The sequence below is a fragment of the Sphingomonas lacusdianchii genome (genome assembly GCF_022664395.1).
Classification (GTDB): Bacteria; Pseudomonadota; Alphaproteobacteria; order Sphingomonadales; family Sphingomonadaceae; genus Sphingomonas; species Sphingomonas lacusdianchii.
This window is the reverse complement of sequence record NZ_JAKRET010000005.1, coordinates 1-26,728: the sequence shown is the minus strand read 5'-3', so window position 1 is coordinate 26,728 and position 26,728 is coordinate 1. Positions and strand designations below refer to the sequence as shown.

General features: G+C 63.5%; 17 protein-coding genes and 2 pseudogenes. 6 read left to right on the top strand and 13 right to left on the bottom strand.

The features are described 5' to 3' along the window. Positions 1 to 426: 426 nt before the first annotated feature. The gene (locus MF607_RS22690; RefSeq protein WP_277925800.1) at positions 427 to 552 is read right to left on the bottom strand and encodes a hypothetical protein; all 126 of its coding nucleotides are present in this window, start codon (positions 550 to 552) and stop codon (positions 427 to 429) included. A gap of 10 nt (positions 553 to 562) precedes the next feature. Here MF607_RS22690 and MF607_RS22685 point away from each other — a divergent pair, with 10 nt between their 5' ends. After that, positions 563 to 685 (top strand): hypothetical protein, encoded by a 123-nt coding sequence (locus MF607_RS22685; RefSeq protein ID WP_277925799.1) that lies wholly within the window; start codon positions 563 to 565, stop codon positions 683 to 685. Between the two features lie 289 nt (positions 686 to 974). On the opposite strand, the gene MF607_RS08190 is transcribed toward MF607_RS22685, so the two are convergent. From MF607_RS08190 to MF607_RS08160, 7 genes are all read right to left on the bottom strand, one after another. Beyond that, on the bottom strand, positions 975 to 2,435 hold the full coding sequence (locus MF607_RS08190; protein WP_242117368.1) for a glycoside hydrolase family 125 protein: 1,461 nt from the start codon (positions 2,433 to 2,435) through the stop codon (positions 975 to 977). Positions 2,436 to 2,470: 35 nt separating this feature from the next. Next, positions 2,471 to 3,979, bottom strand: coding sequence for a tryptophan halogenase family protein (locus MF607_RS08185; protein WP_242117365.1), 1,509 nt, complete (start codon positions 3,977 to 3,979; stop codon positions 2,471 to 2,473). Positions 3,980 to 4,079: 100 nt separating this feature from the next. After that, positions 4,080 to 7,148 (bottom strand): TonB-dependent receptor, encoded by a 3,069-nt coding sequence (locus tag MF607_RS08180; protein WP_242117363.1) that lies wholly within the window; start codon positions 7,146 to 7,148, stop codon positions 4,080 to 4,082. A 137-nt stretch (positions 7,149 to 7,285) separates the two neighbouring features. Further along, positions 7,286 to 8,920 carry an endo-beta-N-acetylglucosaminidase gene (locus MF607_RS08175; RefSeq protein ID WP_242117360.1) on the bottom strand — a complete coding sequence of 545 codons (1,635 nt, stop codon included), beginning with the start codon at positions 8,918 to 8,920 and terminating at the stop codon, positions 7,286 to 7,288. After that, a complete protein-coding gene (locus MF607_RS08170; RefSeq protein WP_242117358.1) occupies positions 8,917 to 11,361 on the bottom strand; it encodes a beta-mannosidase in 2,445 nt (814 codons plus the stop codon). Before MF607_RS08170 ends, MF607_RS08175 begins: the two co-directional genes overlap by 4 nt. Then, positions 11,358 to 14,354 carry a GH92 family glycosyl hydrolase gene (locus MF607_RS08165; protein WP_242117356.1) on the bottom strand — a complete coding sequence of 999 codons (2,997 nt, stop codon included), beginning with the start codon at positions 14,352 to 14,354 and terminating at the stop codon, positions 11,358 to 11,360. The genes MF607_RS08170 and MF607_RS08165 overlap by 4 nt, the downstream gene beginning before the upstream one ends. Then, positions 14,351 to 16,237 carry a sodium:solute symporter family protein gene (locus tag MF607_RS08160; protein WP_242117354.1) on the bottom strand — a complete coding sequence of 629 codons (1,887 nt, stop codon included), beginning with the start codon at positions 16,235 to 16,237 and terminating at the stop codon, positions 14,351 to 14,353. Before MF607_RS08160 ends, MF607_RS08165 begins: the two co-directional genes overlap by 4 nt. 203 nt (positions 16,238 to 16,440) lie before the next feature. Between MF607_RS08160 and MF607_RS08155 the strand changes: the two genes are divergently transcribed. From MF607_RS08155 to MF607_RS08145, 3 genes are all read left to right on the top strand, one after another. Then, positions 16,441 to 17,430, top strand: a complete 990-nt coding sequence (locus MF607_RS08155; protein ID WP_242117351.1) for a LacI family DNA-binding transcriptional regulator — start codon at positions 16,441 to 16,443, stop codon at positions 17,428 to 17,430. Between the two features lie 85 nt (positions 17,431 to 17,515). Next, positions 17,516 to 18,424, top strand: a complete 909-nt coding sequence (locus MF607_RS08150) for an ROK family protein (RefSeq protein WP_242117887.1) — start codon at positions 17,516 to 17,518, stop codon at positions 18,422 to 18,424. Positions 18,425 to 18,441: 17 nt separating this feature from the next. Next, complete coding sequence (locus tag MF607_RS08145; protein ID WP_242117348.1) at positions 18,442 to 20,784, top strand: GH92 family glycosyl hydrolase; 2,343 nt, start codon at positions 18,442 to 18,444, stop codon at positions 20,782 to 20,784. Between the two features lie 29 nt (positions 20,785 to 20,813). Here MF607_RS08145 and MF607_RS08140 read toward each other — a convergent pair. From MF607_RS08140 to MF607_RS08120, 5 genes and pseudogenes are all read right to left on the bottom strand, one after another. Beyond that, positions 20,814 to 21,565 (bottom strand): annotated as a pseudogene (locus tag MF607_RS08140) (IS5 family transposase). Between the two features lie 96 nt (positions 21,566 to 21,661). Beyond that, positions 21,662 to 22,419, bottom strand: a protein-coding gene (locus MF607_RS08135) for an IS5 family transposase (protein WP_242117346.1) whose coding sequence is annotated in 2 segments (ribosomal slippage) — positions 21,662 to 22,086 and positions 22,086 to 22,419 — 759 coding nt in all. Because the reading frame shifts where the segments join, the coding sequence is not laid out codon by codon here. A gap of 72 nt (positions 22,420 to 22,491) precedes the next feature. Next, positions 22,492 to 22,644, bottom strand: a pseudogene (locus tag MF607_RS08130) (IS5/IS1182 family transposase); the annotation flags it as partial. 284 nt (positions 22,645 to 22,928) lie between these two features. Then, positions 22,929 to 23,261 carry a hypothetical protein gene (locus MF607_RS08125; RefSeq protein WP_242117343.1) on the bottom strand — a complete coding sequence of 111 codons (333 nt, stop codon included), beginning with the start codon at positions 23,259 to 23,261 and terminating at the stop codon, positions 22,929 to 22,931. A gap of 19 nt (positions 23,262 to 23,280) precedes the next feature. Continuing rightward, entirely contained in the window at positions 23,281 to 24,897 is a 1,617-nt protein-coding gene (locus MF607_RS08120) for an eCIS core domain-containing protein (RefSeq protein WP_242117340.1), read from the bottom strand. A gap of 261 nt (positions 24,898 to 25,158) precedes the next feature. On the opposite strand from MF607_RS08120, the gene MF607_RS08115 reads away from it, so the two are divergent. After that, positions 25,159 to 25,560 carry a hypothetical protein gene (locus MF607_RS08115; protein WP_242117337.1) on the top strand — a complete coding sequence of 134 codons (402 nt, stop codon included), beginning with the start codon at positions 25,159 to 25,161 and terminating at the stop codon, positions 25,558 to 25,560. Between the two features lie 306 nt (positions 25,561 to 25,866). Then, positions 25,867 to 26,728 (top strand): CHASE3 domain-containing protein (locus tag MF607_RS08110; RefSeq protein WP_242117335.1); only part of this gene is annotated, 862 nt, incomplete at its 3' end.

Below are 26,728 nucleotides of genomic sequence, written 5' to 3'. Positions count from 1 at the left end.
TGACGGGCCGTCCGCGGGGTCGATGCAAGATCCACATCGCTCGCGCCGCTCTTTGGTTTGGCGCTCGCGGCGCAACCCCCGCCAGCTTGTGTGGACATTTACCGTAGCCTCGGACCACTAGCCCCTGAACAAACGGCCGTTTACCGTCAGGCGCCGCCCATAAGCAGCCATTCCGCTATAACCCAGAGTTCCGACGTGCCGGTTCGCTGCCGGAGATCTGAAGGCAGCGCAGACGATCAACCTTTCGGCATGTTCCGATCACTGGCCTTGATCGGGGCGAACGGCAGTTACTGTCGGGACCAGACGTTCGCTGGAGTGAACGCCAACGGGAAAGTTTGGTCGGAAGCTGTCGGCGCCCAACGCGCCAACGAATGACTGATTACCATGGGTGCTTAGTCTGAGGCGGACAGACCGGTTTCGACCAAACTACGACTTGCTGCCGTTTGGCCTCAACTCTCCGAGATCGAACTCGCGCGCTCCGATTTCGCCCGTCCCGTTCAGCATGTCGCCCGCCAGAGCCCGTTTGGCCTCCAGCAGTTCGTCCAGCTTCACATCGAAGGTCTTGAAGTCTGGCGCAGAGACCGTTGGGTGGCGGCCGGGTCCGCGCGACAGCTATTGGCCGCCGCATGCCAACGGCATGGACCCCGAGCAGGTGGTGCGGATCAAGTCGCGCGACTTTCATTGACCGGCCATGTCGCGCAACCAGCGGATCATCATCGAACTGTCGGTTCGTATCCTGCGCGCGGCAGCCGCCCGATCGGGCAAGGCGAAGGTCGACACTATCGAAGTCCGCCTCGCACTTCGGTGCCTGATTGCCCATTGCCCCAAACGGTGGCCGCTCGACATGTTCTGGAACTCTGCCGGTACCGATCACGACATCGGACGTGCGCAGGGTTGCACGGCAGCGCTTAATGGCATCATGCGGCAATTACTCAAACAAACAGACATAACCAGGTCCGGAATTGGGTCCGCTTCTATGCTCGGAGTTGATCCATCGGCGCCTGCAGCAATTTCGGATTTGTCGCAGCAAGATGCAAGATGAACTCGCCGAACAGGCCATTAGCCCAGGCGAACCAGTCGCGGGTGAACTTCGCCGGATCGTCCTTTTCGAACGCCTCGTGCATGAAGCCCGTGCCAGCATGGGTGCGCTTCAGCGTAGCGAGGCATTGCAGGATCGTCGCGTCGTCGGTGGCGGTCAGGCCGCGCACGATCAGCGACATCGGCCAGATATAGTCCACCCCCTGATGCGGGCCGCCAATCCCTTCGCCCGCGCGCCCCTTGAAGAACCATGGGTTCTCCTCACTCCACGCCGCCTTCGCCGTCCGTTGCCACCGCGCGTCGCTGGGGGCGACGCAGCCTAGCCAGGCCAGGCTAGAGAGCGACGGCACGTTCGCGTCGTCCATGAAGATCGCATTGCCGAACCCGTCGACTTCATAGGCCCAGACGTCGCTGCCATCGGGCAGGCGCATCGTACCATGCTGCGCCACGACGGCGGCGACCTCGTTGGCTAGCGCGGTCGCGTCATTGGCCAGCGCCGCATCCTTGCGCGCCTCGTTCGCGACCTGCGCCAATTCGCGGAGCGTCGTCACCGCGAACATGTTGGCCGGCACGAACAGCGGGTACTGGCAGGCGTCGTCTGAGGGGCGGAAGCCCGAATGGATCATGCCGTTCTTGCGCGTCGGCGCACCATAGCCGGCGAGCAGCGTCTCGGTCGGCTGGCGGCTGGCGCGCTGGAACTTGTAGGGTCCGGGGCCGTCCTTGCGCTGCTGTTCGCGGAAGGTGCGGACGATCGCGCGCATAGCTTCAGCCCACTGGGCATCGAACGGCGCGGGATCGCGCGTGGTGGTCCAGTAGCCATGGCTCAGCCGCATCGAATAGCATAGCGAATCGATCTCCCATTTCCGCTCGGCGACGCCCGGCTTCATCTCGGTCTCGTCGACCTGCGACCATTCGAGCGTCGTCTTTGCGGTCGGGTCCTCCATGAAGGCGTTGGCATAGGGATCGATCAGCACCGAGCGCGCGTGCCGGGCGATCAGGCCGCGGAACAACTCGCGCAGCTTCGCATCCTGACGGGCGAGATGCAGGTAGGACTTCACCTGCGCCGCCGAATCGCGCAACCACAGGCAGGGAATGTCGCCGGTGATGACGAAGCTGTCGGGCTTGCCGTCGACCATCCCCATCTTGACCGTGGTGTCGAGCGTGTTGGGATAGGCGTTGGTGAACAGCCAGGCGAGTTCGGGATCGGCGATCATCCGGCTGACGCGGGCGATCTCCTGCTCGACCGCCTTGCTGACGAAGCGGCGGTCGGCCGGGGCGGGGCGCTTGCTCGGAAACGCCTTGCCCTGCGCCATCGCCAGCGGCGCGACACCCGCACTCGCCAGCCCCGCCCCCAGCAGCGCGCCCTGTGTCATCAACGTGCGGCGGTCGGTCAGCATGGGGGTCGGTCTCCGGTAATGATCTCGGGCGAAGGTCACGCGACCGACGCCTTGCAATGATGGTCGATGAACTGGTCGTGGGGCGGCATCGTGGCGACGGCGGATGCGATGTCGACCCGGACCCGCGCGAGATACTGGTCGAGATGCCCTTCGGGCATCGCATCGACGATAGGGTGATAGTCGGCCGGAACGATGCCCTGCCCGATCATCACCTGCACCCAGCTGGGCAGTGCGAAGAAATCCTCACCGTTGCGGAAATAGCGGCCATCGGTACGAAACAGGTCGATCGCCTCGCGCAGCGGATCGGGCACGTCCATCGTCCGGCAATAGCGCCAGAACGGCGTGTCGTCGCGCGTCGTCGCCTTGTAATGCAGGACGAGGAAATCGCGGGTGCGTTCATATTCGAACGCCGTCTCGCGATTGAACCGATCGGCCAGCGCCGGATCGATGTCGCGGCCGGGAAACAGGCCGAGCAGGCGGCGGATACCGGCCTGCGCCAGATAGATGCCGGTCGACTCCAGCGGTTCGAGGAACCCGGCGGCAAGGCCCAGCGCGATGACATTGCCGTTCCACGCTCTTGCCCGGCGGCCGGCCGTGAAGCGCAGCTGTCGCGGAACGTCGAGCGCCTTTCCCTGCAGCGTGCCGAGCAGCGTCGCGATCGCCTGTTCATCGCTTTCATAGGCGCTGGAATAGACATAGCCGTTGCCGACGCGGTGCTGGAGCGGAATGCGCCATTGCCACCCCGCCGGACGCGCGGCCGCTTCGGTATAGGGCGTGGGTGGCCCGACCGATGCGGAAGGAACCGCGAACGCCCGGTCGCACGGCAACCAGTGCCGCCAGTCGAGATAGCCGGTCTTCAGCGTCTGTTCGATCAGCACGCCGCGGAACCCCGAACAGTCGATGAAGAATTCGCCGTCGATCCGCTGGCCGTCGTCCAGCACGATCGCCTGCACATGGCCGCTGCCGCCATCCTGTTCGACACGGACGACCTTGCCCTCGATCCGCTCGACGCCGCGCCGCTCGGCCAGTTCGCGCAGGAACCGGGCATAGAGCACGGCATCGAGGTGATAGGCATAGGCGATGTCGGCCAGCGGCGTGTCGGGGGGACCACTCCACTGGAATTTCCCGGCAGGTGCCGCGACCGTCTGCAACGAATAATCGCCGAGTGGCCCCGCCCGCCCGGCTAGGAAGCGTTTCAGCCAGAGTTGGTGAAAGGGCAACGGGCCGAGACCGCGGCCGATGGTGCCGAACCCGTGGATATAATCGTTACCGACCCGGCCCCAGTCGGTGAAGCGGATGCCGAGTTTGAACGTGCTGTTGGTGCGGGTGACGAAGTCGCGCTCGTCAATGCCCAGCGTTTCGCTGTTGAACGTCTTCATATGGGGGACGCTGGATTCCCCGACACCGACGATGCCGACTTCCTCGGATTCGACCAGCCGGACCGATATGCCGCGCCCCAAATAGGTAGCCAGCGCCGCTGCCGCCATCCATCCCGCGCTGCCGCCGCCCAGCACGACGATCTGGCGGATGCGGTTGTCGGTCATGCGGCTGGGCTCCGTTCACGCGCGTCCGTGCGACTGGACGCCTGCGCGCCCCTATCGGCGATATCGACCCCCCGCGCCACCGACGCACGGGGTCGTTCGTTCAGAACTTGAACGTCGCGCCGGCAAACGCAATCCGGCCCGAATAGCCGTTGGTCCAGAACCGGGCCTTCGTATCGTTGCCCAGATGCTGGTGCAGTTCGGACTTGGTCAGGTTCAGCACCGATGCCGTCAGCACCAGCTGCGGCGTGATGTTGAACGCGACGTTCAGGTCCACCTGCTCATACGGCTCGGTATAGATGGTCAGCTGGTTGTGGGTGCCGTTCACCACCTCGCCACGTCGGTTGTACGAGGCGCGGGCGAGGAACCGGTCATTCTCGTAGAACAGCGTGAAGTTCGCCTGGTTCTCGGCGCTGCCGACCAGCGGCGATTCCGCGATCTCGCGCCCGGCCAGCACAACGGCGGCGGTGTTGGTGTCGTTGAACGTCAGATTGGCCTGATAACCGACGCCGAAGTCGAAGGTGTGCTGCGCATAGAATTCAATGCCCTGCGACACGCCGTTCTGCCCGTTCGCCTGCGTTGAGAAGTTGCGGACGTTGACCGTCTCGCCACCGATCGTCACCGCCTGATCCTGCGACACCGGGACGACGAAGTTCTTCACGTCCTTGCGGAACAGGCCGACGCCGATCACCGATCCACGGTGATAATACCATTCTAGGCCAAGGTCGTACTGCCATGCCTGGAACGCCTCGAGGTCCTTGTTGCTGCCGCTGCCGGTCCAGCCCGGCTGGCTGGTGCCGCCGCCTGCGACGCGGTCGCTGCTATATTCCTCCGACACGAAGTTGAGCGCGCCGGGAAAGGCGAGGTTGGTGAAGGCCGGCCGTGCAATCACCTTTGCCACCGCGCCGCGCGCCACCAGGTTGGAAGTGACGTCATAGGCGACGTTCAGGCTGGGCAGGACGTCGGTATAGGTCTTGTCCAGCGTGTTCAGTTCGAACGTCTTCTCGCGCACTTCGGCCCGCACGAACCCGCTTTCGCAAATCTGGTTCGCAGCACCCGGGGTACAGGCCAGCGGGCGGCCATCGGGACCATCGGCGAAATAGTCGAGGAAGCGTTCGACCGCGTCGGTCGACTCCGCGCGCTGCTTGGTATGCACAACCCGCACACCCCAGTTACCGCGCAGGCGATCGGTCTTGAAGTTCGCCTGGACATAGCCCGACCAGATCTTCTCGCCGACATTGTAGATGAAGTCCGGCTCCTCGAACCGCACCGACCCACCATAGCGATCGTCGAGATAGCCGAGATAGTTGGTGAAGTTGATGCCGGGGAACACATTGGCGCTGAAGCCACCGGGGATGTTGGTGATCGGGTCCGACAGGAAGAATTCGGGCCGCGCGGTGCTGGCCGTCGTGTCGCACTGCTGATAGCGGGTGGTCGTCCCCGGACAGTTCCAGATGGTGTTGCCGGTGTTGCGATGCACAGATCCGTCGCGATACTTCACGCCGAACTGCAACGTGTCGAACGCGCCGTTCGACACCATCCAAGTGCCGTCCGCCTGACCATAATATTGCGAGATACGGGTGTTGATCCATGATGAATCGGTCGAGCCGACGTCGATTTCGGAGAAGCCGCCGAGGATGCGGTCCTGCAGATCGGGCGAGAAGGTCATCGTCGGCGTGCCAGTCAGGTCCCACGACGTAAAGCGGTTGCCCGGCTGATACTGGCCGTTGATCGCCACGCGCGGCTTGGCCGACATGCGGAAGTTGATCGAAGGACCGCCTTCCGACCAGGTGCGGCCGAGCTTCACCACGCCGACGAAGTTGTCGTTCTTATATTCAGCCTCGAAATCGGCGGTCTGCGACAGCGCTTCCTCGCGGCTATAGCCACCGGTCAGCTGCGGCGTCGGGACGGTGCAGTCGTCGGGACCCCAGCCGCCGGGGCGCTGCCCGCCGGCCGCGGCCTGCGCTTCGCTGCAATAATAGGTCTTGCCCTGTTGCAGGCTGAACTGCGCGCCGGTCACGATCGTGCCGCTGGGATCGAAGTTCAGCTTGTCGAGCAACCGACCGCCCGCCCAGTTGCCGTCGCCGTTGAAGCGGGCGATATTCCACTCGGGCACCTTCAGCGAATTGTTGACGTAATCCCCGGTCAGGTTGAACCGGAAATAATTGGCGGTCAGCGTCAGGCCGTCGGTCGGCCGCCACTGCGCTGTCGCCTGGATGCCCAGCCGCTCGCGATTTTCGTCGCGGATGCCGAAATTGACCGCGGTCGGCATGAAGAAGCCCGAATAGAGCCGGCCATTCTGGTCGTTAAAGCCCGATTGCCCCCACCATTCGCTGGGTGCCGGCGAAAAGGGATTGCCGTTGACGTCGACGCCGCTGCGCGCGCCGTTCTGGTCGTACCACAGCCAGTCTTCGGTCGTGGCGCTCATCGTGCGCGTCTGGCGCTTCTGCCAAGTACCGCTGACCAGTACGCCGAACGTCTCGTCCCTGTTCTTCCACGACAGCTGACCCGACAGCTGCGGGTCGACGCGCTCGGTCGTGTCGGCATAGGTGCCCTCCGCCGTGACGAAGCCGGACCAAGCCGGCAGGTCGAGCGGGCGGCGGGTGTGCAGGATCACCGTGCCGCCGATACCGCCTTCGTCGATACGGGCTTCGGACGATTTGAACAGTTCGGCCTTGCCCAACAGGTTGGAGGGCATCAGCAGGAAGTTGAACGAGCGGGTCGCTTCGCTGTTGGTTTCCGAAGTCGCGATATAGTTGCCGTTCAGCAACGTCAGGGTCAGATCGGGTTGCAGGCCGCGGACACTGACGGTGCGCCCTTCGCCGCCATCGCGGGTGATGACCACGCCCGGCACGCGTTGCAGCGCGTCAGCGACGTTGCGGTCGGGGAATTTGCTGATGTCTTCGGCGGTGATGACTTCGACCACTGCCGCCGAATTGCGCTTGTCGCGCAGGTTGCGGTCGATCGACGAACGATAGCCCGTGACGAGGATTTCGCCGTCGCCCTCACCCTGCGTCGCCTCCGCCATGGTGACGGGCGCATCGGTGCCGACCGGATTGGCGCCGGTCGTCGTTTGCGCCTGTGCGATGCCGGCAAAGCCGACGACTGCCGCGACCGCGACGCCGGCCATCAGCCGGGCACGACCGGTTCCGCCAAATGAAAACGCCTTCATCCGTCCCTCCCTTTGCATGGTGCGACCCCTGCGCCGCGCATGTTGCCGCCGCCGCGATCGATCTTCCGTCGATTCGTGCCACCGCATGATGTAATCGATTACATGCATGGCGTCTGATGATTGTGTCAAGCGTCTTTCTAATCGCCGCAGCCCGCCTCGATAGTAATTCGGCCGATGTTGATCGGCTGCTGCGCGGCGCGTTCGATGTTCAGCGATACCCTCGCGTCCGCAGCGGGCGCACGAACACACCAGCTTGTTGCCTGCCAATCGTTCGACGCAGGCAAGGCGCGCATATGGTTGCCCACGCGTAGTGCGTAGCCGGTTCCACCACGGGTAACCGCGGTAATCCTGACCGTTCGCGGCAGGCGCAACGCATATAGCGGCACCGACGTCCGGCTACCCGATCCGTCGGGGGCGATCCGCAGCGACGATCCGCCACCAAAGGGACGATCGAAATCATAGTCGGTTACCACCGGTCGCTTGCCGATCGTCGCGAACTGCCATGTCGGCAATACGTCCTGCCGCGCCATGTCATGCCACGCTCCGCCGACCACCTTCCCATCGCGGGCGTCGATACGGCCATGGCCGGTGTTGAAGCTGGTCGTGAACGGCAGGGTCGGTACGATCCCATGGGTCGGCGCCAGCGACGATACGCCCGGCCAGCCGGTGCGTGCCGGGTCGGCCATGTTGCGCGTGTCGCCGGCGAACAGCCGCCGTTCGGCATAATAGAACCGCGCGACGTCGCGCGGGTCGTGATCGAAATTGCTGAAGCGCGGCGCGCGCGCGTCCCCCGGGAAATTATACCCGAAATGAGGCGCGAACAGCGCGATCGACCCGAGCGCCCGTCCACCCGGCCGTTCGCGCAGCGCATCGAGCCATGCGGTATTCCGGAACGCCGGCTGGGCATTGCGCGCAGGCCATAGATCGGCACCGATGAACAGGTCGTAGCGGCTGCGCCCCGACCGTTCTGCGAGCGTCGCGCTGTCGACCAGACCCTGCCGCGTCCAGTCGTAATTCAGGAACATCGCGTCCGCCGTGCGCTGGCCGCCGTTCTGCAGGAACCGCAGATTGGCGTGGGTCAGCGCGTTCTGCCAGACGACACGGCCATCGGGCAGCAGTGCGTCGTACCAGTGGATCGTCATCATCGGCGGAGCGATCGCGCGCAATTCGGCCATGAAATCGATCATCGCCTGCCCGTCGGCGCCACTCGTTTCGGCATTCACGAACCAGCCGTCGAACCGGTAATGGCGCGCAATCCGCACGAGTTGCGCCGCCGCCGGAAAATGGCCGCGCGCATCGCGGCGCAGGAACGACGTGACGGTGTTCGGCGACCCGCCCCATGCGTCCGGTGCGAAAAACACCGTACCGATCACCGGTACGCCGTTGCGATGCGCCGCCTCCACCCAGCCGCGCGCCGGCAGGTTGATGCCGCGATCGGCGGTGCCGGCGAACCATGCGAACACGTCGATCTGCGGCCAATGGGTGAAGGTATAGCCGTTGAAGCGCGCGCCAGTCGTCGGCTGTCCGCCCAGCACGTTCATCCCGTCGGGCGCATACAGCACCCGCACCTGCGGATCGATCGCCCGGTTTCGTCCGATCGGCGCCACGCGAAAGCGCTGCGCGAGCGACACCCGCGCGACCTGCCCCGGATCGGCGGTCGACCCGTCCGGGGTCCAGCGCAGCAGTTCGTCGACGCCGAGCGCCAACGGCGCGCCCTGTGCAGCCGCCGGCGCGCTCGCCAACAGGGCAAGGATAGCGGCCAACGCCCTCATGCCGGTTCGATCCAGTCGACCATACTCGACACCGATACCGGCGCATCGGCCGGCAGCAGCCCGCGGCGCAACGGAACGCGACGCTCCTCGCCCGGCAGCAGGTCGAAATAATTGTCGGCAAGGTTGCCATGCCCGGCATCGACGACGATCCGAACCGCGCGGGCGAAGCGTTCCGCGCGGACGACGACCGCACCTTCCTCTACCCATCCGCGCAGTGCCGGATCGAGCAATCGGCAGCGCACCGGATCGTTCAGCATCCGCACGTCACGCGTCAGTTCCTCCCCCCCGCGCACGATGCGGCCGACCAACACTCCTGGGCGACTGGCGACGGAGCCGGGAACGCTGGCGGAGACGGCGGCATGGTTGCCGGTGATCGTCACCGGCGCCTGCCACCGCCACGTCGACACACCCTCGTAATCGATCACGTCGAGCAGCAGCTCGGCATCGATCGTATCGGCGCGGTCCGATACGATATGGATGTCGAACCCGTCGGCCACCGCCTCCGCCGACAGGATCAGCGGCGCGAAGGAGCGCGCCGCCTGGTAGTGCAGCGCTTTCCACCGGCCATAATAGTCGATGCTCGACCAGGAGATCGCCGGGAAACAGTCGTTGAACTGCCAATACAGCGAACCCATGCACCAGGGCATGGCCCGCCGATGCGCCTCGAACGCGATGCGCAGCCCATCGGCCTGGGTCAGCTGGCTGAGCGTGCAGAAGGCGGCGAAGTCGCGCGGTTCGCCATAATGTTCGCGCAGGAACCGGCCGATGATCGCATCGCCGCGTGGATGCTTCTGGTGCAGCGCCAGCACGTCGGACCCCACCACCCGGTCGGCAGGATCGGTGAAACGTTCGACCGACGCGATGTCGGGATAGGACTGGAAGCCATATTCGCTCATGAAGCGGGGAATGCGCTTCGCATAGGCGTCGAGCGGGTCCTCGCCGTGCCAGACGCCCCAATAATGGCTGTCACCGCGCGCATCGTCTGCGGGATCGTTCCAGAAACCGATCGGCGAGGACGCCATGTAGAATCGGTCCGGATCATGGTCGGCGACCAGATCGCGCAGCAGCCGTTCGAACAGGTCGCGATTGCCCGCCACCAGCCGGTCGAACAGCCCGTCCGGATAGGCAAAGGTCGTCGGCCAGTTCCAGTGCGCGACACCCAGCGCTACTTCGTTGTTGCCGCACCAAAGCGCCAACGAAGGATGCCGCCGCAGCCGCCGGATCTGCTGCCGCGCCTCTTCGGCCACATTGGCGAGGAACGCCGCATCGAAGGGATAGAGCGTACAGCTGAACATGAAATCCTGCCAGATCAGGATGCCATGTTCGTCGGCCAGATCGTGGAACAGGTCGCTTTCATAGGTGCCGCCACCCCAGACGCGCAGCATGTTCATATTGGCGTCGACCGCGTCGCGGAACAACTGCCGATATCGCTCCGGCGTCACCCGTTCGAGGAAGCTGTCCGAGGGGATATAGTTCGCGCCCTTCATGAAGGTGCGGCGACCGTTCACCTCGATCTCGAAACATTCGCCGGCCGCGTCGGGTTCGTTGCGGACGCGAATGGTGCGCAGGCCGACGCGCGTCGTCGCACGGTCGATCACCCCCGCGGCGTCGGACAACGTCGCGGTGAAGCGATAGAGGAACGGATCGCCCAGCCCGTTCGGCCACCAGCGACGCGGCGCAGCGATGACGACCCGGGCGGTCGCCTTCCCCGCCCCAGCCGCGACCCGTACCGGCGCGACCCCGGCCACGTCGCAGGCGATCTCGACGGTGCCGCTGCCCTCCAGTTCGACATCGAACGTCACGACCGCCTGCGCATCGTCGAGCGCATTGATGCGGTACTGGACATCGACGATCCGGCCGCGCCGCACGACGTCCAGCCATACCGGGCGCCACACCCCGGCGGTGATATATTTCGGGCCCCAGTCCCAGCCGAAGTGATAGGGGGCCTTGCGGACATGGACGCTGGCACGCGCGACGGTCTTGTCGTTTTCCGCCGGGTAGCAGAACCCGTCCGCCGCCCGGCGCGCCTCGCCATAGCGCACCGGCGACCGGAAATGCAGCGCCAGTTCGTTGGCACCGACCCGCAACCGGTCGCGCACGTCGATGCGATAGGTTCGGAACATATTGTCGGCCGACAACAGCGCCACGCCGTTCAGCTGCACGTCGCACAGCGTGTCGAGCCCGTCGAAAACCAGCGCCACCGCGTCGCCCGCCAGTTCGCCTTCGGTCACGTCGAAGGTGCAGCGATATTCCCAATCGGCCAGTTCGATCCATTCGAGCCGCGGTTCGGCATCGCCGAAATAAGGATCCTCGATCAGCCCGGCGCGCCACAGGTCGGTAAAGTTCGACCCCGGCACCTGCGCCGGCAGCCAGTCGTCCTGCCCATATCGGCGAAAGGTCCAGCCGCTGTCGATCGCGCGGCGGGTTGTGGCAGGCGTCATTGCAGATTGATCTCGTCGAGGAACAGCCAGGCCGGCTTGCCCGGTGCTTTGAGCGAGGGCGGCAGGTCGCCCCCGGCGGTCGCCGCCACGCGGTAATAGCGATAGGGCCGCCCGGGCAGCGGTATTGCGATCCGTTCGACCTGCTGCACCACGCCCCCCCACGGACCGAGCGCATGCTGGCCGATCGGCACCATGTGGTCGGGATCGTCGCCGGCCAGCACCTCGATCCGGCGCGGCGGCAGGATGCCGTTCATTGCATCGTCGAGATAGCCGATCGTCAACGTCCGCGCCGGTGTCGCGCTGCCCAGATCGATCGTCGCGGTGATGTCACCAACCCGCCCGGTCCATTTCCTGTCGCCATAGGCCGGACCGCCGGTGATGCCGTCGATCAGCATCGCGCCGTCCTTTGCCCCATAACCGATCCCGGCTTCGGCGACCGCGATACGCGGGAAGCCGGGCGCCAATCCTTTCAGCAGGCTGCGGACATAATGGCGTTCGAATGTCGTGCTGCGCCCCCGCGCGTCGAACGCCGCAGCGCGCAGCACCGTGTCGCGATCGATCCGCACCGGCGCGGTATAGCGTGGCGACTGCCCGGTCGGTTCGCCGGCATCCCGGGTGTAGCGGATCGTCCCCCCCGCCGCCCGCAACGCCACGTCGCGCGTGACCGCGAAGCGCGGATCGTCGACCGGGTCATAGGGTGCCCAGGGCGCGCGCTGCCCGATCGGCACCGCTGCCTTGTCATCGAACGCGCCCAGCCTGCTGTCCGCCGCCCCCGTGCCCCAGCGCGACGGCGTGTCTCCCATCGCGAAACGCAGCGTCCCCCCGGCGAGCAACTGCGCATGCGTCAGATAGCTTTTGGTCAGTGTCTGCCCGTTCAGCGTCGCCGACTGGACATAGATGTTGCGCGGCGACAGCCCGTCCGCGTCGATCGTGAAACGTCGCCCGCCCGGCAGCGTCATTGCGGCCCGCCGGTGATAGGGGGCACCGATCTGATAGGTCAGATCACCGGGCGCGACCGGGTAGAGGCCGAGCGTGCTGAACACATACCATGCCGACATCTGGCCCAGATCGTCATTGTTGACGAGCCCGCCGGGCCGGTCCGAATACATCTCGCGCAGCACGCGGTTGACGTAATATTGCGTGCGGCCGGGCTGTCCGGCGAAGTTGAACAGATAGGGCATCTGATGCCCCGGTTCGTCGCCATGACCATAGCGGCCGACGAACCCCGACAGGTCGACATGCTGCTCGCCGCCGATCGGGGTCGTGTCGCGAAAGATCCGGTCGAGCCAGTCGCCATAGGCCGCCCGCCCGCCGTGCAGCCGGATCGCCGCTGCCATGTCATGCGGGGTATAGGCCGAATAGGCCCAGATATTGCCCGACACATAATGACGGTTCAAATCGCCCCAATCGTCGCGGCGCATCGGTGCCCACCGCCCGTCGGCCAGCCGCGGCAGCAACCATCCGCTCGGCCGGTCGAGCAACTGTCGCCACCCGGTCGCCCGCATCGCGAACAATGCGGCATCGTCCTTGCGACCCAGCGTCGCCGCGACCTGACCGATCGTCCAGTCCTCGTAATTCTGCTCGGTCGTCTTCGACACCGAACTGGCGACGTCGGCAGGCACGAAGCCATAGCGCAGATAGCCGTCCATGCCGTTCAGGTCATACACGTTGCTATGCTTGGTCCGGTCGAACGCGCTCGCCCGGATCGCGGCATAGGCGCTGACCGGGTCGACGCCCGGCAGCCGCTTGAGGACCGCATCGGCAATGATCGACACGATCGGATAGCCGATCATCACCCGGTTATCATGCCCGACCGCTTCCCAACTCGGCAGGATCAGCCGGGCATCGCGGTGGCGCGACACCATGCTGGCGACGATCGACCCCGCCTGATCGGGATCGACGATGGTCAGCAGCGGATGGACCGCGCGATAGGTGTCCCAGTTGGAAAAATTGCTGAACTGCGGAATGGCGGAGCGCAGCACGCGCCCTTCGACCCGGTAGTCGCCGGTCACGTCGGACACCAGATTGGGCGCGATGGCGGCGTGATAGCCGGCGGTGTAGAAGACGCGCTTTTTAGAGGGGTCGAGTTCGTCGATGCGGATCGCCGACAGTCGCCGGTTCCACGCATCCTGCGCCGCGCGGCGGACGGTATCGAAATCTCTGCCTTCGGCTTCCGCCCGGAAGTTGGCGAGCGCACCTTGCGCCGAGGCATGCGAGATCGCCACCGCCACCTCGACCTGTCCTACGTCCTTGCCGAAGCGGACATAGGCGCGGCGGGTCGCGCCCTTGCCCCGAACACCCGCAACCGGCCGGTCGGTTTCAGTCAGTTGCGCGGCCACGAACGGCTGCGAAAAGCGCGCCACGAAATACACGGTGCGCGTACCCGCCGACGATCCGATTGTTTGCCGCCAGCCGCGGATTTCGCGGTCGGACACCACCTCCAGCCCGGCCTCCAGCGCATGGTCGTCGCCGACCGCATGGATCGGATCGATCACCACATAGCGGTCGGCCGCGCCGTTGAAGCGATAGCGGTGGAAACCGGTGCGCAGCGTCGTCGTCAGCTCGACATCGACATCGGCGTCGTCGAGATGGACGCGGTAATAGCCCGCCTCCGCCTTTTCACGATCGTGCGAGAAGCGCGATCGATAGCCGCTGCCCGGCCGGTCGAGCGCACCCGCCGCCGTACCCGCCACCCGTGTCGGCATCAGCAATATGTCGCCCAGCGCCCCCAGCCCCGCGCCGCTGATATGGGTATGGGCGAACCCGTCGATGACGGTGTCGGAATAATGATAGCCCGACGTCCATTTCCACCCGTCGCGGGTGTTGGAGGGGCTAAGTTGCACCATCCCGAACGGCAGCGTCGCGCCGGGAAACACGTGGCCGTCGCCATCGGTGCCGATCATCGGATCGACCCACCGCACCGGATCGTCGCCGTCCTGCGCCATGGCCGGGATCGCCAGCGCCAGCAGCATCGCCCCCGCCAGCATCCTCATGCCCGCACCCCGGCCGGGCCGTCGGCCATATCCTCGGGCCAGTCGGCCAGGCGCCGATACCAGGTCCGCCACAATATTCCTCCACACAGGATCACCACGACCAGACACGCGGCCATGGCGACGAAATTCTTGACCACCAGGAACACCGGCGTCGCGACCAGCGCGGTCTGCATCAACGTGCCGACGACGATGTTGAAGGCGTTGCGCGGCAGGTCGCGATTGGGCTGCGCCGTCGGGTTCTCCGCCTGCAACAACGCCTGCACCGGCCCCCAGAAACCCCAGGGCCGCACCTGTCGATAGAAGCAGATTAGCACCGCCAGATCGGTCGGCTTCGTCATCAGGCTGGCGGCGACGGCGACGGCCCCCGATACTAGGATGATGAGCGGGAACAGGTATAGCGGCAGGATCGCGCCTGCGTGCGGCAGCAGCGGCCCGAACAGGAACGGAAACGCCAGCGAACAGGCGATACCCGCAACCATGCCCGCGAAATATCCTTCGCCGTTGAAGCGCCACCAATACCATTTGATGACGTTGGAGACGGTGTATCCGCCCCACAGGCCGGACACGATCCATTGCAGCGCGTCGTTGATCGAGGCGACGAACAGCCCGATGCCCATCGCGAGCAGCACCACCGCGACCGACACCGCATAGCTCAGCCGCACCAGCAGACGCTGCGACGCATCCGGGTTCACATACCGGCGATAGACGTCGTTAACGATGTAGAGCGGCGCGGCATTCAGGCTGGAGGCAAAGGTCGCCATGAACGCCGCGAGCAGCCCAGTGACGATCACCCCGCGGACACCGGCCGGCATGAAAGCCTGGATCGCGGCGGGCAGCAAATTCTCGAAATCGACCTTGCCGCCCGATGCCAGGTCGAGCCGGTCGACGAACACCAACGCCAGCACGGTGAACCCTGCGATCATCAGATAGCGGATCGGCATCAGCACGACCGATACGAAGCCGGTCACCTTCGCGGCGTCGCGCGGGGATCGGGTCGCCAGCACCCGCTGCATGTCATAGCTCGGCGCCGGCCCGGCCGCACTCTTCAGGATGCCGGAGAACAGCATCATCATCATCAGCGCGGTGAACAGTTCATATCCGTCGCCGGCGATCTTCGCTGCCGCCTCGGGCCGGATCGCGCTCCAGTCCAATCCCAGATGCCAGCCGAAGGCGGGGCTCATCCACCCCGCCGGCGTCGCAGCCGCAATCTGTTCGGGGGTGACCATCATCATCGCCATGCCCGCGACGAAGAAGGCGGCCAGCGTCATGATCGCGAATTGCAGCACGTCGGTCCACACGATGCCGGGCAGCCCGCCCAGCACGACATAGACCGTGACCAGCGTGGTGAAGAACACCGCATAGGCGACCGGCACCTGCTCCGGCGTCAGGCTCAATCCCAGCGCCGGACCGATCGCCTCCCACGGCAGGAACAATTCCATGAACTTACCGATGCCGACGAACGCATAGACGAGGAAGCCGACGACGCAGATGACCGAGAACAGCACGACCGACAGGTGCGACAACCGGCTGCCGCGATTGTCGCCGAAACGGAACAATATCCATTCCGCCCCCGACCGCACGTTCGACCGCCGCAGCCAGACAGCCAGATACGCCATCAGGAAAATCTGGTTGAACACCGGCCACAGCCACGGCAGCCAGATGCTCTTCATCCCGTACAGGAACAGCAACGTCGCCAGCCACATCGTGCCCGAAATGTCGAACATGCCCGATGCGTCGGACAGGCACAGCAGATACCAGGGCATGCGCTTGTTGCCGAGATAATAGCTGTCGATACTCTCGGCGGCGCGGGCGCGGACCTTCAGCGCGATCGCCAGCGTCGCTAGCAGATATGCGAGCACGATCAGCCCGTCGATCGGCGCCACCCCCGTCCTCCCATATGGCCGGTCCCTGCCGGATCCGCTTCGTTGTCGGTAAGCCTATGCAGCATCGCCGACTCTCGCAAGCGAATAATGTAATGGATTACATGACCAGCTGGACGTATACGTACCGCCCGGCCGGGCCGCGGGCAGCGCGCTTGACTTGGGACAGGCGGTTGGCAGAACGATCGGGCGGGGGTGTACGGGGCATGAGCAGTATCATCGACGTCGCCAACGCGGCCGGCCTGTCGACGGCCACCGTGTCGCGCGCGCTGCGTACCCCTGAAAAAGTGACCGAGGCGACCCGTGCCCGGGTAATGGCGGCGGTCGAGGCGGTCGATTACCGCCCCAATCTGCTGGCGCGCAACCTGCGCTCCGACCGCTCCTTTTCGGTATTGGTGCTGGTGCCGGGCATCGCCAACCCGTTCTTCGCCAATGTGACCGCCGGGATCGAATCGATCGCATGGCGGCGCGGCTATTCGGTGTTCCTGGGCGATACCCGCGATTCCCGCGACCGGGAGGCGCATTACGAACAACTGGTCGAAACCCGCCTCGCCGATGGCGTCATCCAGTTATCGCCCGACTACGGGTTCAATGCGCGGCAACGTGCCGCCAGCTATCCGATCGTCCATGCCTGCGGCTGCGAACTGACCCAGGCGCCGTCGGTGCGGATCGACAATGCCGGCGCGGCGCGTGAAATGGTCGAGCATCTGATCGCCGCCGGCCACCGCCGGATCGCGACGATCAGCGGCCCGCCCGCCAATCCGCACGCGGTCGACCGGATGAAGGGGTATCGCACAGCGCTCGACGCGGCCGGCATCGTCTTCGATCCGGCGCTGGTCCGGTTCGGCGACTGGACGATGGGATCGGGCCACGCCGCCGCGTCGGAATTCCTTGCACTGCCGCAACGCCCGACGGCGTTGTTCAGCATGAACGATGAAATGGCGATCGGCGCGATCCAGGCTGCCACCGCCAGCGCCCTGCGCGTGCCGCACGACATGGCGATCACCGGCTTCGACGATATCAGCTTCGCCGCCCACTCCACCCCGTCGCTGACCACCATCGCCCAGCCGGCTGAGGCGATGGGCGCCAAGGCGTGCGAGATCCTGATCGACCGGATCGAGGGCAAATCGGCCGACGACACCGTCCATGTCCTGCCCCACGCACTGATCGTCCGACAGAGCAGCGCTGCGATTTAGGCTTGGTTTCGGCCGATGTAATGGATTACACGAACCCAAGCGATGGCGAACCGGCCGCGCAGCACAACGGGGAGAGCGCGTGCCGATGATCGTCGGGGTCGACATTGGGGGGCATCATGTCGCAGCCGCAGCGCTCGCCGCCAACGCGCCGGGTGCGTTGCTGCCCGGCAGTTTCCGCCACGACCCCTGTACCCCCGATGCCGATCGCGACACGCTGATCGCCGCATGGGCCGATGCGATCGATGCGGTGATCGACCCGCTCGGCGCCGAGCGGGTCGTCGGCATCGGCATCGCCATGCCCGGACCGTTCGACTATGCCGCCGGGGTCGGTCACTTTGCCGGCAATGCGAAGTTCACCGCGCTGAACGGTGTCGATATCGGCGCGGCCCTTGCCGCCCGGCAACGCTTTCCCCGGCCCGTCCGCTTCCTGAACGACGCCACCGCCTTCGCGGTCGGCTGCGTCGCGATCGGCGCGGTGCCGGCGCACGGCAATGTCGTCGGCGTTACGCTGGGCACCGGCTTGGGGTCGGCATTCCTGCGCGATGGCATTCCGGTGATCGACGGGGACGACGTCCCGCCGCACGGGTCGCTGTGGCATCTCCCCTTCGGCGACGGCATCGCCGACGACCATGTCTCCGCCCGCTGGCTGACCGCGCAGGTCCGCGACCGGCTGGACGGGATTGACACGGTCGTCGCCGGTGCCGATGCGGCCCGGGCCGGCAACACCGCTGCCGCGGCGATCTTTACCGAATATGGCGCCAGTCTCGGCACGATATTGTCGCCGTGGGTCGCGCGCTTCGGCGCCGAAGCGGTCGTGCTCGGCGGACGCATCTGCGGCGCGTTCGACCTGTTCGGACCGGCACTGTCCGCCGCCCTGCCCGGAACCCGCATCGCCGTGCACAGCGATACCGAGGACGCGGCGATCATCGGCGTCGCCGCCACCTTCGACGCCCGCTTCTGGGACCGCGCCCGCCACCACCTGCCGACCCGTTGAGAAAGAGGACCGCCCCCATGGCCCTGCCCCGCCTGACCGCCGCCGCCACCGCGCTGGCGCTGATCCTCGCACCCGTCTCTCCGGCAACCGCGCAGGACCGCCGCGCCGACCCGGTCGATCTGGTCAACCCGTTGATGGGGACCGATTCCACCTACGAACTGTCCTACGGCAACACCTATCCGGCGATCGCGCTGCCATGGGGCATGAACTTCTGGACGCCGACCACCAATAAAGCCGGTGACGGCTGGGCGTACCGCTATCGCGACAACAAGCTGTGGGGGTTCAAGCAGACGCACCAGCCCAGTCCGTGGATGAACGACTATGGCGCCTTCTCGCTGATGGCGATGACCGGCGCGCCGAAACTGGCCGAGGCCGATCGCGCGTCGTGGTATTCGCACAAGGCGGAGGTAGCGCGCCCCTATTATTACAGCGCCTACCTTGCCGATTACGACACCACCGTCGAAATCGCCCCGACCGAACGCGCCGCGCAATTCCGCTTCACCTTTCCTGAAAGCGACCAGAGCTGGATCCTGCTCGATGCATTCGACAAGGGATCGGCGGTCACCATCCTGCCCAAGCAGCGTCGGATCATCGGCTATGCCCGCAACAACAGTGGCGGCGTACCCGCCAATTTCCGCAACTACTTCGTCCTCGAATTCGACCACGACTTCACCGTCGCCGACACCTTCGGCGATGGCTTCAAGCGCCGACCGGGGGTGACCCGGGCCGAGGGCGAGCGCGTCGGCGCGCTGATCGGCTTCCGGACGCGCAGGGGCGAACAGGTGAACGTCCGCGTCGCCTCCTCCTTCATCAGCGCCGAACAGGCGCAGCTGAACCTCGACCGCGAACTCGGTCGCGACAGCTTCGACACGACGAAGGAGAAGGCGCGCGCGACCTGGTCGGCGCTGCTGAACCGCTACAAGGTCGACGATCCCGACCTCGACAATGTCCGCACCTTCTATTCGGCGCTCTATCGCACGCAACTCTTCCCGCGCCGCTTCCACGAATATGACCGCGCAGGGAAGATGGTCCACTACAGCCCCTATAACGGGCAGGTGCTGCCGGGTCCGATGTTCACCGACAACGGTTTCTGGGACACGTTCCGCGCCGTCTTCCCGCTGTTCACGATCATGGAGCGCAAGCTCGATGGCGAGATCATGGAGGGCCTCGCCAACACCTATCGCGAATCCGGCTGGCTGCCCGAATGGGCCAGCCCCGGCCACCGCGACGTTATGATCGGGTCGAATTCGGCGGTGAACATCGCGGACGCGTATCTGAACGGTATCCGCGGCTACGACATCGAAACCCTGTACGAAGCGATCAAGAAGAACGCGACGACCAGCGTCGGCCGCCCCAAATCGGCGGACGGCAAGACGATCAGCGCGGTCGGACGCGAGGGCGTCGAATATTACAACCGCCTCGGCTACGTCCCCTATGACGTCGGCATCAAGGAAAACGCCGCCCGCACCCTCGAATACGCCTATGCCGACTTCACAATCGCGCGCCTCGCCGAAGCATTGGGCAAGACCGAGGACGCGGCGATGTTCCGTGCGCGGGCGCAGAATTATCGCAAGCTGTTCGATCCCAGTGTCGGCTGGATGCGCGGGCGCAATCAGGACGGCAGCTTCCAGTCGCCGTTCAACCCGCTGAAATGGGGCGATGCCTTCACCGAAGGCAATTCGATGCACTATAGCTGGTCGGTGTTTCAGGACGTGCGCGGCCTGATCGACCTGATGGGTGGCGACCGCGCGTTCGTCGCCAAGATCGATCAGGTATTCGACAGCCCGCCCAAGTTCGACGAAAGCTATTACGGACAGGTCATTCACGAAATCCGCGAGATGCAGGTGGTCAACATGGGCAATTACGCCCATGGCAATCAGCCGATCCAGCACATGATCTATCTGTACGACTATGCCGGCGCGCCGTGGAAGACTCAGTGGCATATCCGCAACGTCATGCGTCGCCTCTATGCCGCGCAGCCCGATGGCTATCCGGGCGACGAGGATAACGGTCAGACCTCGGCATGGTATGTGTTCAGCGCGCTGGGCTTCTATCCGGTCACGCCCGGCGCGAACCAATATGTCATCGGGTCGCCGCTGTTCCGCCGGTCCGAACTGGCGCTAGAAAACGGTCGGCGCTTCGTGGTCGAGGCGCCCGCGAACAGCGCCGCCAACGTGTATATCCAGTCGGCGATGCTGAACGGTCGCAAGCTTGATCGAACTTGGTTGTTGCAGGACGAGATCATGGCCGGCGGCACGCTGCATTTCGTCATGGGTCCGTATCCAAACAAGGCATGGGCTATTGATCCCACAGCAGCTCCCTATTCAATGGCGAACGACCGAAATCAGGGAAACAATTAAAATTAGGACCCCTTAGGGCCGAGACTCAATCAGAGCCAGAATGCGAGCGCGGTCGCGATGGCGACGCCTGAGAGGAAGTTGGCGGCGAGTTGATCGTAGCGGGTGGCGACACGGCGAAAGTCCTTGAGACGGCAGAAGGCGTTCTCGATCAGGTGGCGGCCGCGGTAGCGCTCCTTGTTGTATCGGATGACGCGCTTCCGGTTGCGCCGTCCGGGAATGACAGGAACGGCTCCTGCGTCACGTAGCGAACGGCGCAGCCGGTCGGCGTCATAGCCCTTGTCTGCCAACAGGTAACGCATGCGACCGGCCCGTTCGAGGAGTGCAGGTGCCGCTTTCACGTCGCTGACATTGCCGGCCGTCAGCATCAGGGCATAGGGACGGCCGATAACGTCGGTGAGCGCATGGATTTTGGTCGTCCAGCCACCGCGTGAACGGCCAATCGCCTGGATCTGGCGCCCCCTTTTCCGCCGAACGCCGCGCGTTGCGCCTTGATGTAGGTGCTGTCGATCGCGGTGCTCTTTGTAACCACACCGGCATCCACCAGCGCGTCGAGCAGCTTGAGCCAGAAGCCACGGCGCGACCAGCGGTTGAACCGGTTGTAGATCGTCGTGGATGGTCCGTAATCGGCCGGGCAGTCGCACCAGGGGCAGCCAACCTTCAGCACATGCACGATGCCCGAGATCACCCGCCGGTCGTCAACCCGCCGCGCGCCGGGTTGGTTCTTCGGCAGATGCGGCTCGATCGCTGCCCACGCTTCATCCGACAACCAGAACAGCGCCATGCCTTACTCCTCCTGATCCACGCACCAGTGAATCAGGAAAACCAGCATGCCTCAAGAGGCTGATTAGGTTTCGACCCTAGGGTCAGGACTCGTTGATTACAGCCAGAAGATGATGGTGGCAGCGAGGGCGATGGCGGAGAAGAAGGCGGTCGGGCAGCGGTCGTAGCGGGTTGCGACGCGGCGCCAGTCCTTGAGGCGGCCAAACATGATCTCAATGCGGCTGCGGCGCCGGTATCGGCGCTTATCGTATCGGACCGGCTCGTTGCGGGATTTGCGACCCGGTATGCAGGGCTGAATGCCCTTGGCCTGGAGAGCGTCGCGGAACCAGTCGGCGTCGTAGCCGCGATCACCGAGCAGCCACTGTGCCGCAGGCATGTCATCAAGCAGCGCGGCCGCCCCGGTGTAGTCGCTGACCTGGCCCGCGGTCATGAAGAAGCTCAAGGGCCTCCCGTTCGCGTCGGCGATGGCATGGAGCTTTGTGTTCATGCCGCCTTTGGTGCGGCCGATAAGGCGGCCGAGATCCCCTTTTTAACCCGCAGGCTTGATGCCGTGCGGTGCGCCTTCAGGTAGGTCGCGTCGATCATCACGGTCTTGGGCTCCGCATCGACCGCCGCCAGCCCCTCCATCATGCGCGTGAATACGCCTCGCTCGCCCCAGCGCTTCCACCGGTTATTCAGCGTCTTGTGAGGACCATACGCGCTTGGCGCGTCTCGCCAGCGCAGCCCGTTGCGGTTGACGAAGACGATGCCGCTGAGCACCCGCCGGTCATCGACACGCGGCTTGCCGTGGCTCTTGGGAAAGAACGGCCGCAGCCGCTCGATCTGCTCGTCCGTCAGCCAAAAAAGGTCGCTCATCCCGGTCTCCTCGCAGAGCCTGAATCAGATCGCGATCCTCATATCAATGGGTCCTGACCCTAAGAGCCCGACTCATAATTCGATCTTCGCGCTGCGTGACGTCAGTCGCCCGATGGAACCGATGAGGCGCCATGCTTCGGAGGAAGCGATGGTTGTCTCGCAGTCCTTGGCAAGGCGACGGCATCGGTTGACCCATGCTACGATGCGCCACATCACCTGTGCCCGGTGCGGGTATGGACGGCCTACCTACCTCGTTCGAACCGGCAGTGGCGCGACGGTTGCCCATTCCTCGTCAGTGCCGTCGCTTGCATAGCGCAACCTGCTTCCGTCATGTCTCCGGAAAGCAGGGTCGGTCGAGCCCATGCGGTCGCCGTGGTCTTCGCAACCCACGGCGCATCACGACTGGATGAAAACGCCCTACTCGCCTTTTGGTCGGGCTCCAACTCGCTTGCAGACACTTTCACGGTCGAAGATCGCCGATCCTCCGATACGGTCACGCCTTGCAAGACTTAATTGTTCACATCAAACGATTGCCGAATGGCGTACTCACCGCCTAGAGCGGTAATTTCATAACGGCCTGTAGACATGATAATCGGTTCGCCGACGCCTCTGAAACCACCTGGAACTTTACCAATTTGAAACTGATCGATACATACCTTACTTTCCGTATTTCGAAACACCTGCCACACATTCACTGCTCGATCCGGACCAATTTTTGATACAGAAAAAGATGTTATGCAAATATGTTCTGGCTTGTCGATGCTGACGTAAATTTCTGAAGGAGAAACCACTTTAATAGTGGCCTCTCCTCCCATATTGCATGCAGCGATAATTGCGCTCAAATAAAGTCCGATTATGGCTTTATTTGCCGAAAAGGCCGCTCCCAACCGCATACTGCTCCAATTGCGCTGCCGTAACGTTGACCACCACCCCGTCCACAACCATGGATGGTAGAATTCCATACAATTGATACCCTGCGTAATGCTGGGCTAGTTCCGCGCGACTTTCAAGGGGAAGCACACTGAAATTCGGTTCAAATCGAATATATTGGTATGCGTTATTCGAACCACAAGTCGCGGCCTGCAGCGCGATACGGCGGAATACCTCCAGCATGCCAAATTGCCTATATTGCACTACGTGCATCATTTCATGAACCAGCAAGAGCAAGTCGTTGCCAAACGACATATTGCGAGGTTGCGAGAAAAAGTAGATATGGTTCCCGAGAGTGATTGCTCCCGCACCGCTCTCGAACGCCTTTCGCGCAAGAAAAGGCATCCGTGCCGGATCGGTACCAAAATGAAGCAGTACATTGGCATCTGAAATGCTGGTAAATACTCTACGGAGCACTTGTTTTTCGTCAACTGACAGATCTCGATATCGTTCTGAGTAGCGATCTTCGCTGGAAGCAGATGCATTCTGAAAGAGAGGGAGAAAACTCACTCCGCCAAGCGTCATAGTTGCAATCCCTGGACTGACGACGCCGAGAGGTGGCACGGCCGTCGGCGCGTTGACTAGAATGTCGTTGGGGAACAAGTATTGGTCGATACTCACGAAAACGCCATCGGACCGTTGCGCAATGCTGACGATACCGCCCGATGCCAGGACCGCTGCCTCGTTTGCTGTAAATTCAAACCCGTTCGTTCGAGCACCTGTCCGTACGCGAGCAGCAATTTCATCGCGCTCGAACTGCGCGATGTTCGCAAGATAACTTTTCGCGTTCAGAATGTTCGCCTGCCCTTGGTAGGAAAGAACATTTCCTAAAACGTAGCTGTCAAAAATGGCGTCCCTTCCGCCCGAGTACGGAGCAGTTTGCTGCGCGCGCCGCATCATATAATCATAGTAGGCCTGACTGGTGTAGAATGCCTGCTTTACACTCAAGGGCGCGTCTGCGGGGGGAAACTGCAGCGCGCCAGCGTCGCTAGGCGTCACTGGTACTCGGAACACTAACGTTGGAATCGATGGAGCAGCCGGCAGGGCGATCTCATACCAACCCATGTCCGACAGCAACTGATCAAGTTGCCTAGATTCAGTAGAATTTATGTATTGTTGCACCTCGTTTCGGAGAGTTTTAACCCGCAGGCGACTTCCTCCTGCCTCGTTAATTATACGGCTTGCAAGAGCACTCGTGTTCAATCCGGTCCCGTACATCCTGGAAGCGGATACCATTTCCTTGGCCATTGCCATTTTCATTCTCCATTGTTGATTTCTTGGAGATGGCTGGCAAAGTCCTACATGTATCCTACAAAATATTCCGTTGGGCATCACGGGTAAGGAGTGGTCGCTGCTGGTCTGGGTGCTGCTACAGCGGAAACTGCTCTGCGCGAATTCTGGGATGCCCTTCACAGAAGATTGCACGCCAAGGACCCAGAAGCGGTCATCATGGATGCCCTGCTCGCTTCCCAGCTTCTGCCATTCGTTCATCCCCCAATCAAAGGGAGCATCATGCAAAACCGAGGCGGCCACTCGGGTGTCCGGCATGGGTGGTGGACAGACGGCGCGGGTATCGCGTCGCGCATTGGAGGGTATTGAAGGCGCGCCAAACCGCAGGAATACATGGGCGCGGCGGAGAATGGGTTCTCTACCGTTTGAGCACACCGTCTCACTAGGGCGGCCTTGACTTCAAGCCGAAGCACTCGAACTATGTTACATACGAGCATCGACGCTTCTTTGATGGTCGGCGTCTTTAAGCCCGAAGTGTCGGAAGCTCACGAGGTGTACGTCATGATTATATCGTCTACGATGCTCCTGATCGTATTTGCATGGGTAGAAATCCCGCCGCCGTTAGATGCTGCTGCGGTCGGGGGTGTACCCCATTACTACTTCAATAAAAAACTCACAGTCTGTGGCGATAGTGTTTATCGCAACAACAGCTACCTGTTACTCAACTCTCAACCGAACCCTGACACGATACAAACCCGTGAAGATGGGACGTTCGTAATGCCTGTTCGATACGAGGGTGCGGGCAGTACATCACTTGTAATCGACCCAAAGCTCACGCAACATAACGTGAATGGTAGAATTTGCGTAACTGGTCGTTTGCTCCGCCACGATGGTTTGACCCTTGAACAAGCCAGCGCTCAAGGAAAATCGTACGTCATCGTCGATGCGGAATTTGATCCGCAATATGTGTTAAAGCCTTAACGCCCCGGTTCGCGCTGGACTACGCGGGTATGATGCAATGCGATTGAGGGTAGCAACATGCACTTCAACCGCAGAGAGCCGCAGGCAAGGCGGGCGGCACCTCCGTCGCGCGCTGAGTTCTGAATGACAGGGACTACCGTCACTGCTTACGCAACGACCCAGAAGCGGTCACTTAGCCCCCTGCGACGCCTGCCAGAAACCGGACGTTCGTTCACCGCTTGGATTGGGCCAAAGCGCCCTACTTTCGTGTGCACGATGCCAGCCAGAGTAACGGGATGCTAAAGCCTGACAGGTACGGCCAAACCCATGTTGTCGTCACTTTCAGCCCGGATCGCCGCTATCGGCGTCGTTGTCCTAATCGCACTGGCTTCGCTGGCCGGACTCCTAGTGGATGCCTCACGACAGACCAGCCAAAGTTTTGAGTGGGCTGGACACTCAGCAGAGGTGATTGAGACGACTGAAGCAGCGTTAGGTGATTTACGCGAGGCGGAGTCGGGTCAGCGGGGCTTCATCATCACGCGCAATCCAGCTTACGCTCGGTCGTTTGCCGAGCGGGTGGAAAGCTCGGCGCGCAATATGGCCGTTGCGATCCGGCAGACGAGCGACAACCCTATACAGCATGCAAGAGCTCGTGAGATCGCGGTTCTGATGACGCAGCGGGCAACCTTCCTTCGGCAGCCCCTGACCCTCGCGCGTCATGGCGATTTTGCTGGTGCGGTAGCAATCGTCGCCAGTGGTCGCGGACGTGAGCTGATGGATGCGATCAGCGTCCGGGCTAGTGGCTTCCTCGACGAGGAGCGGGCTTTGCAGACTAGCCGTCAAGACGCGGCAGCCAAGCGGCTCGCCAGCGGGCGGAGGCTCGCCATTATCGGAGGGGGCGTGGTTGCGTTGCTGGTTGTCTGCAGCTTCGCACTACTGATCCGCGCTATCCGCCGGCCGTTGGCGACGATGATGCGTGCCATGACGGCGTTGGGTGACGGTGAGCAGGATGCGCGCATTGATACGGCAATGGGATCCGAGGAATTTAACCGACTTGCACAGGGCTATAACGCCATGGCGGAGAGGCTGAGGAACGCCGTTGCGGATCAGGCGAACAGCGAGCGTCAGCTGCAAACCGCCAACGCCGAATTGCACCGGAATAGCGAAACCCTGCGCGAACGTGGCTCCG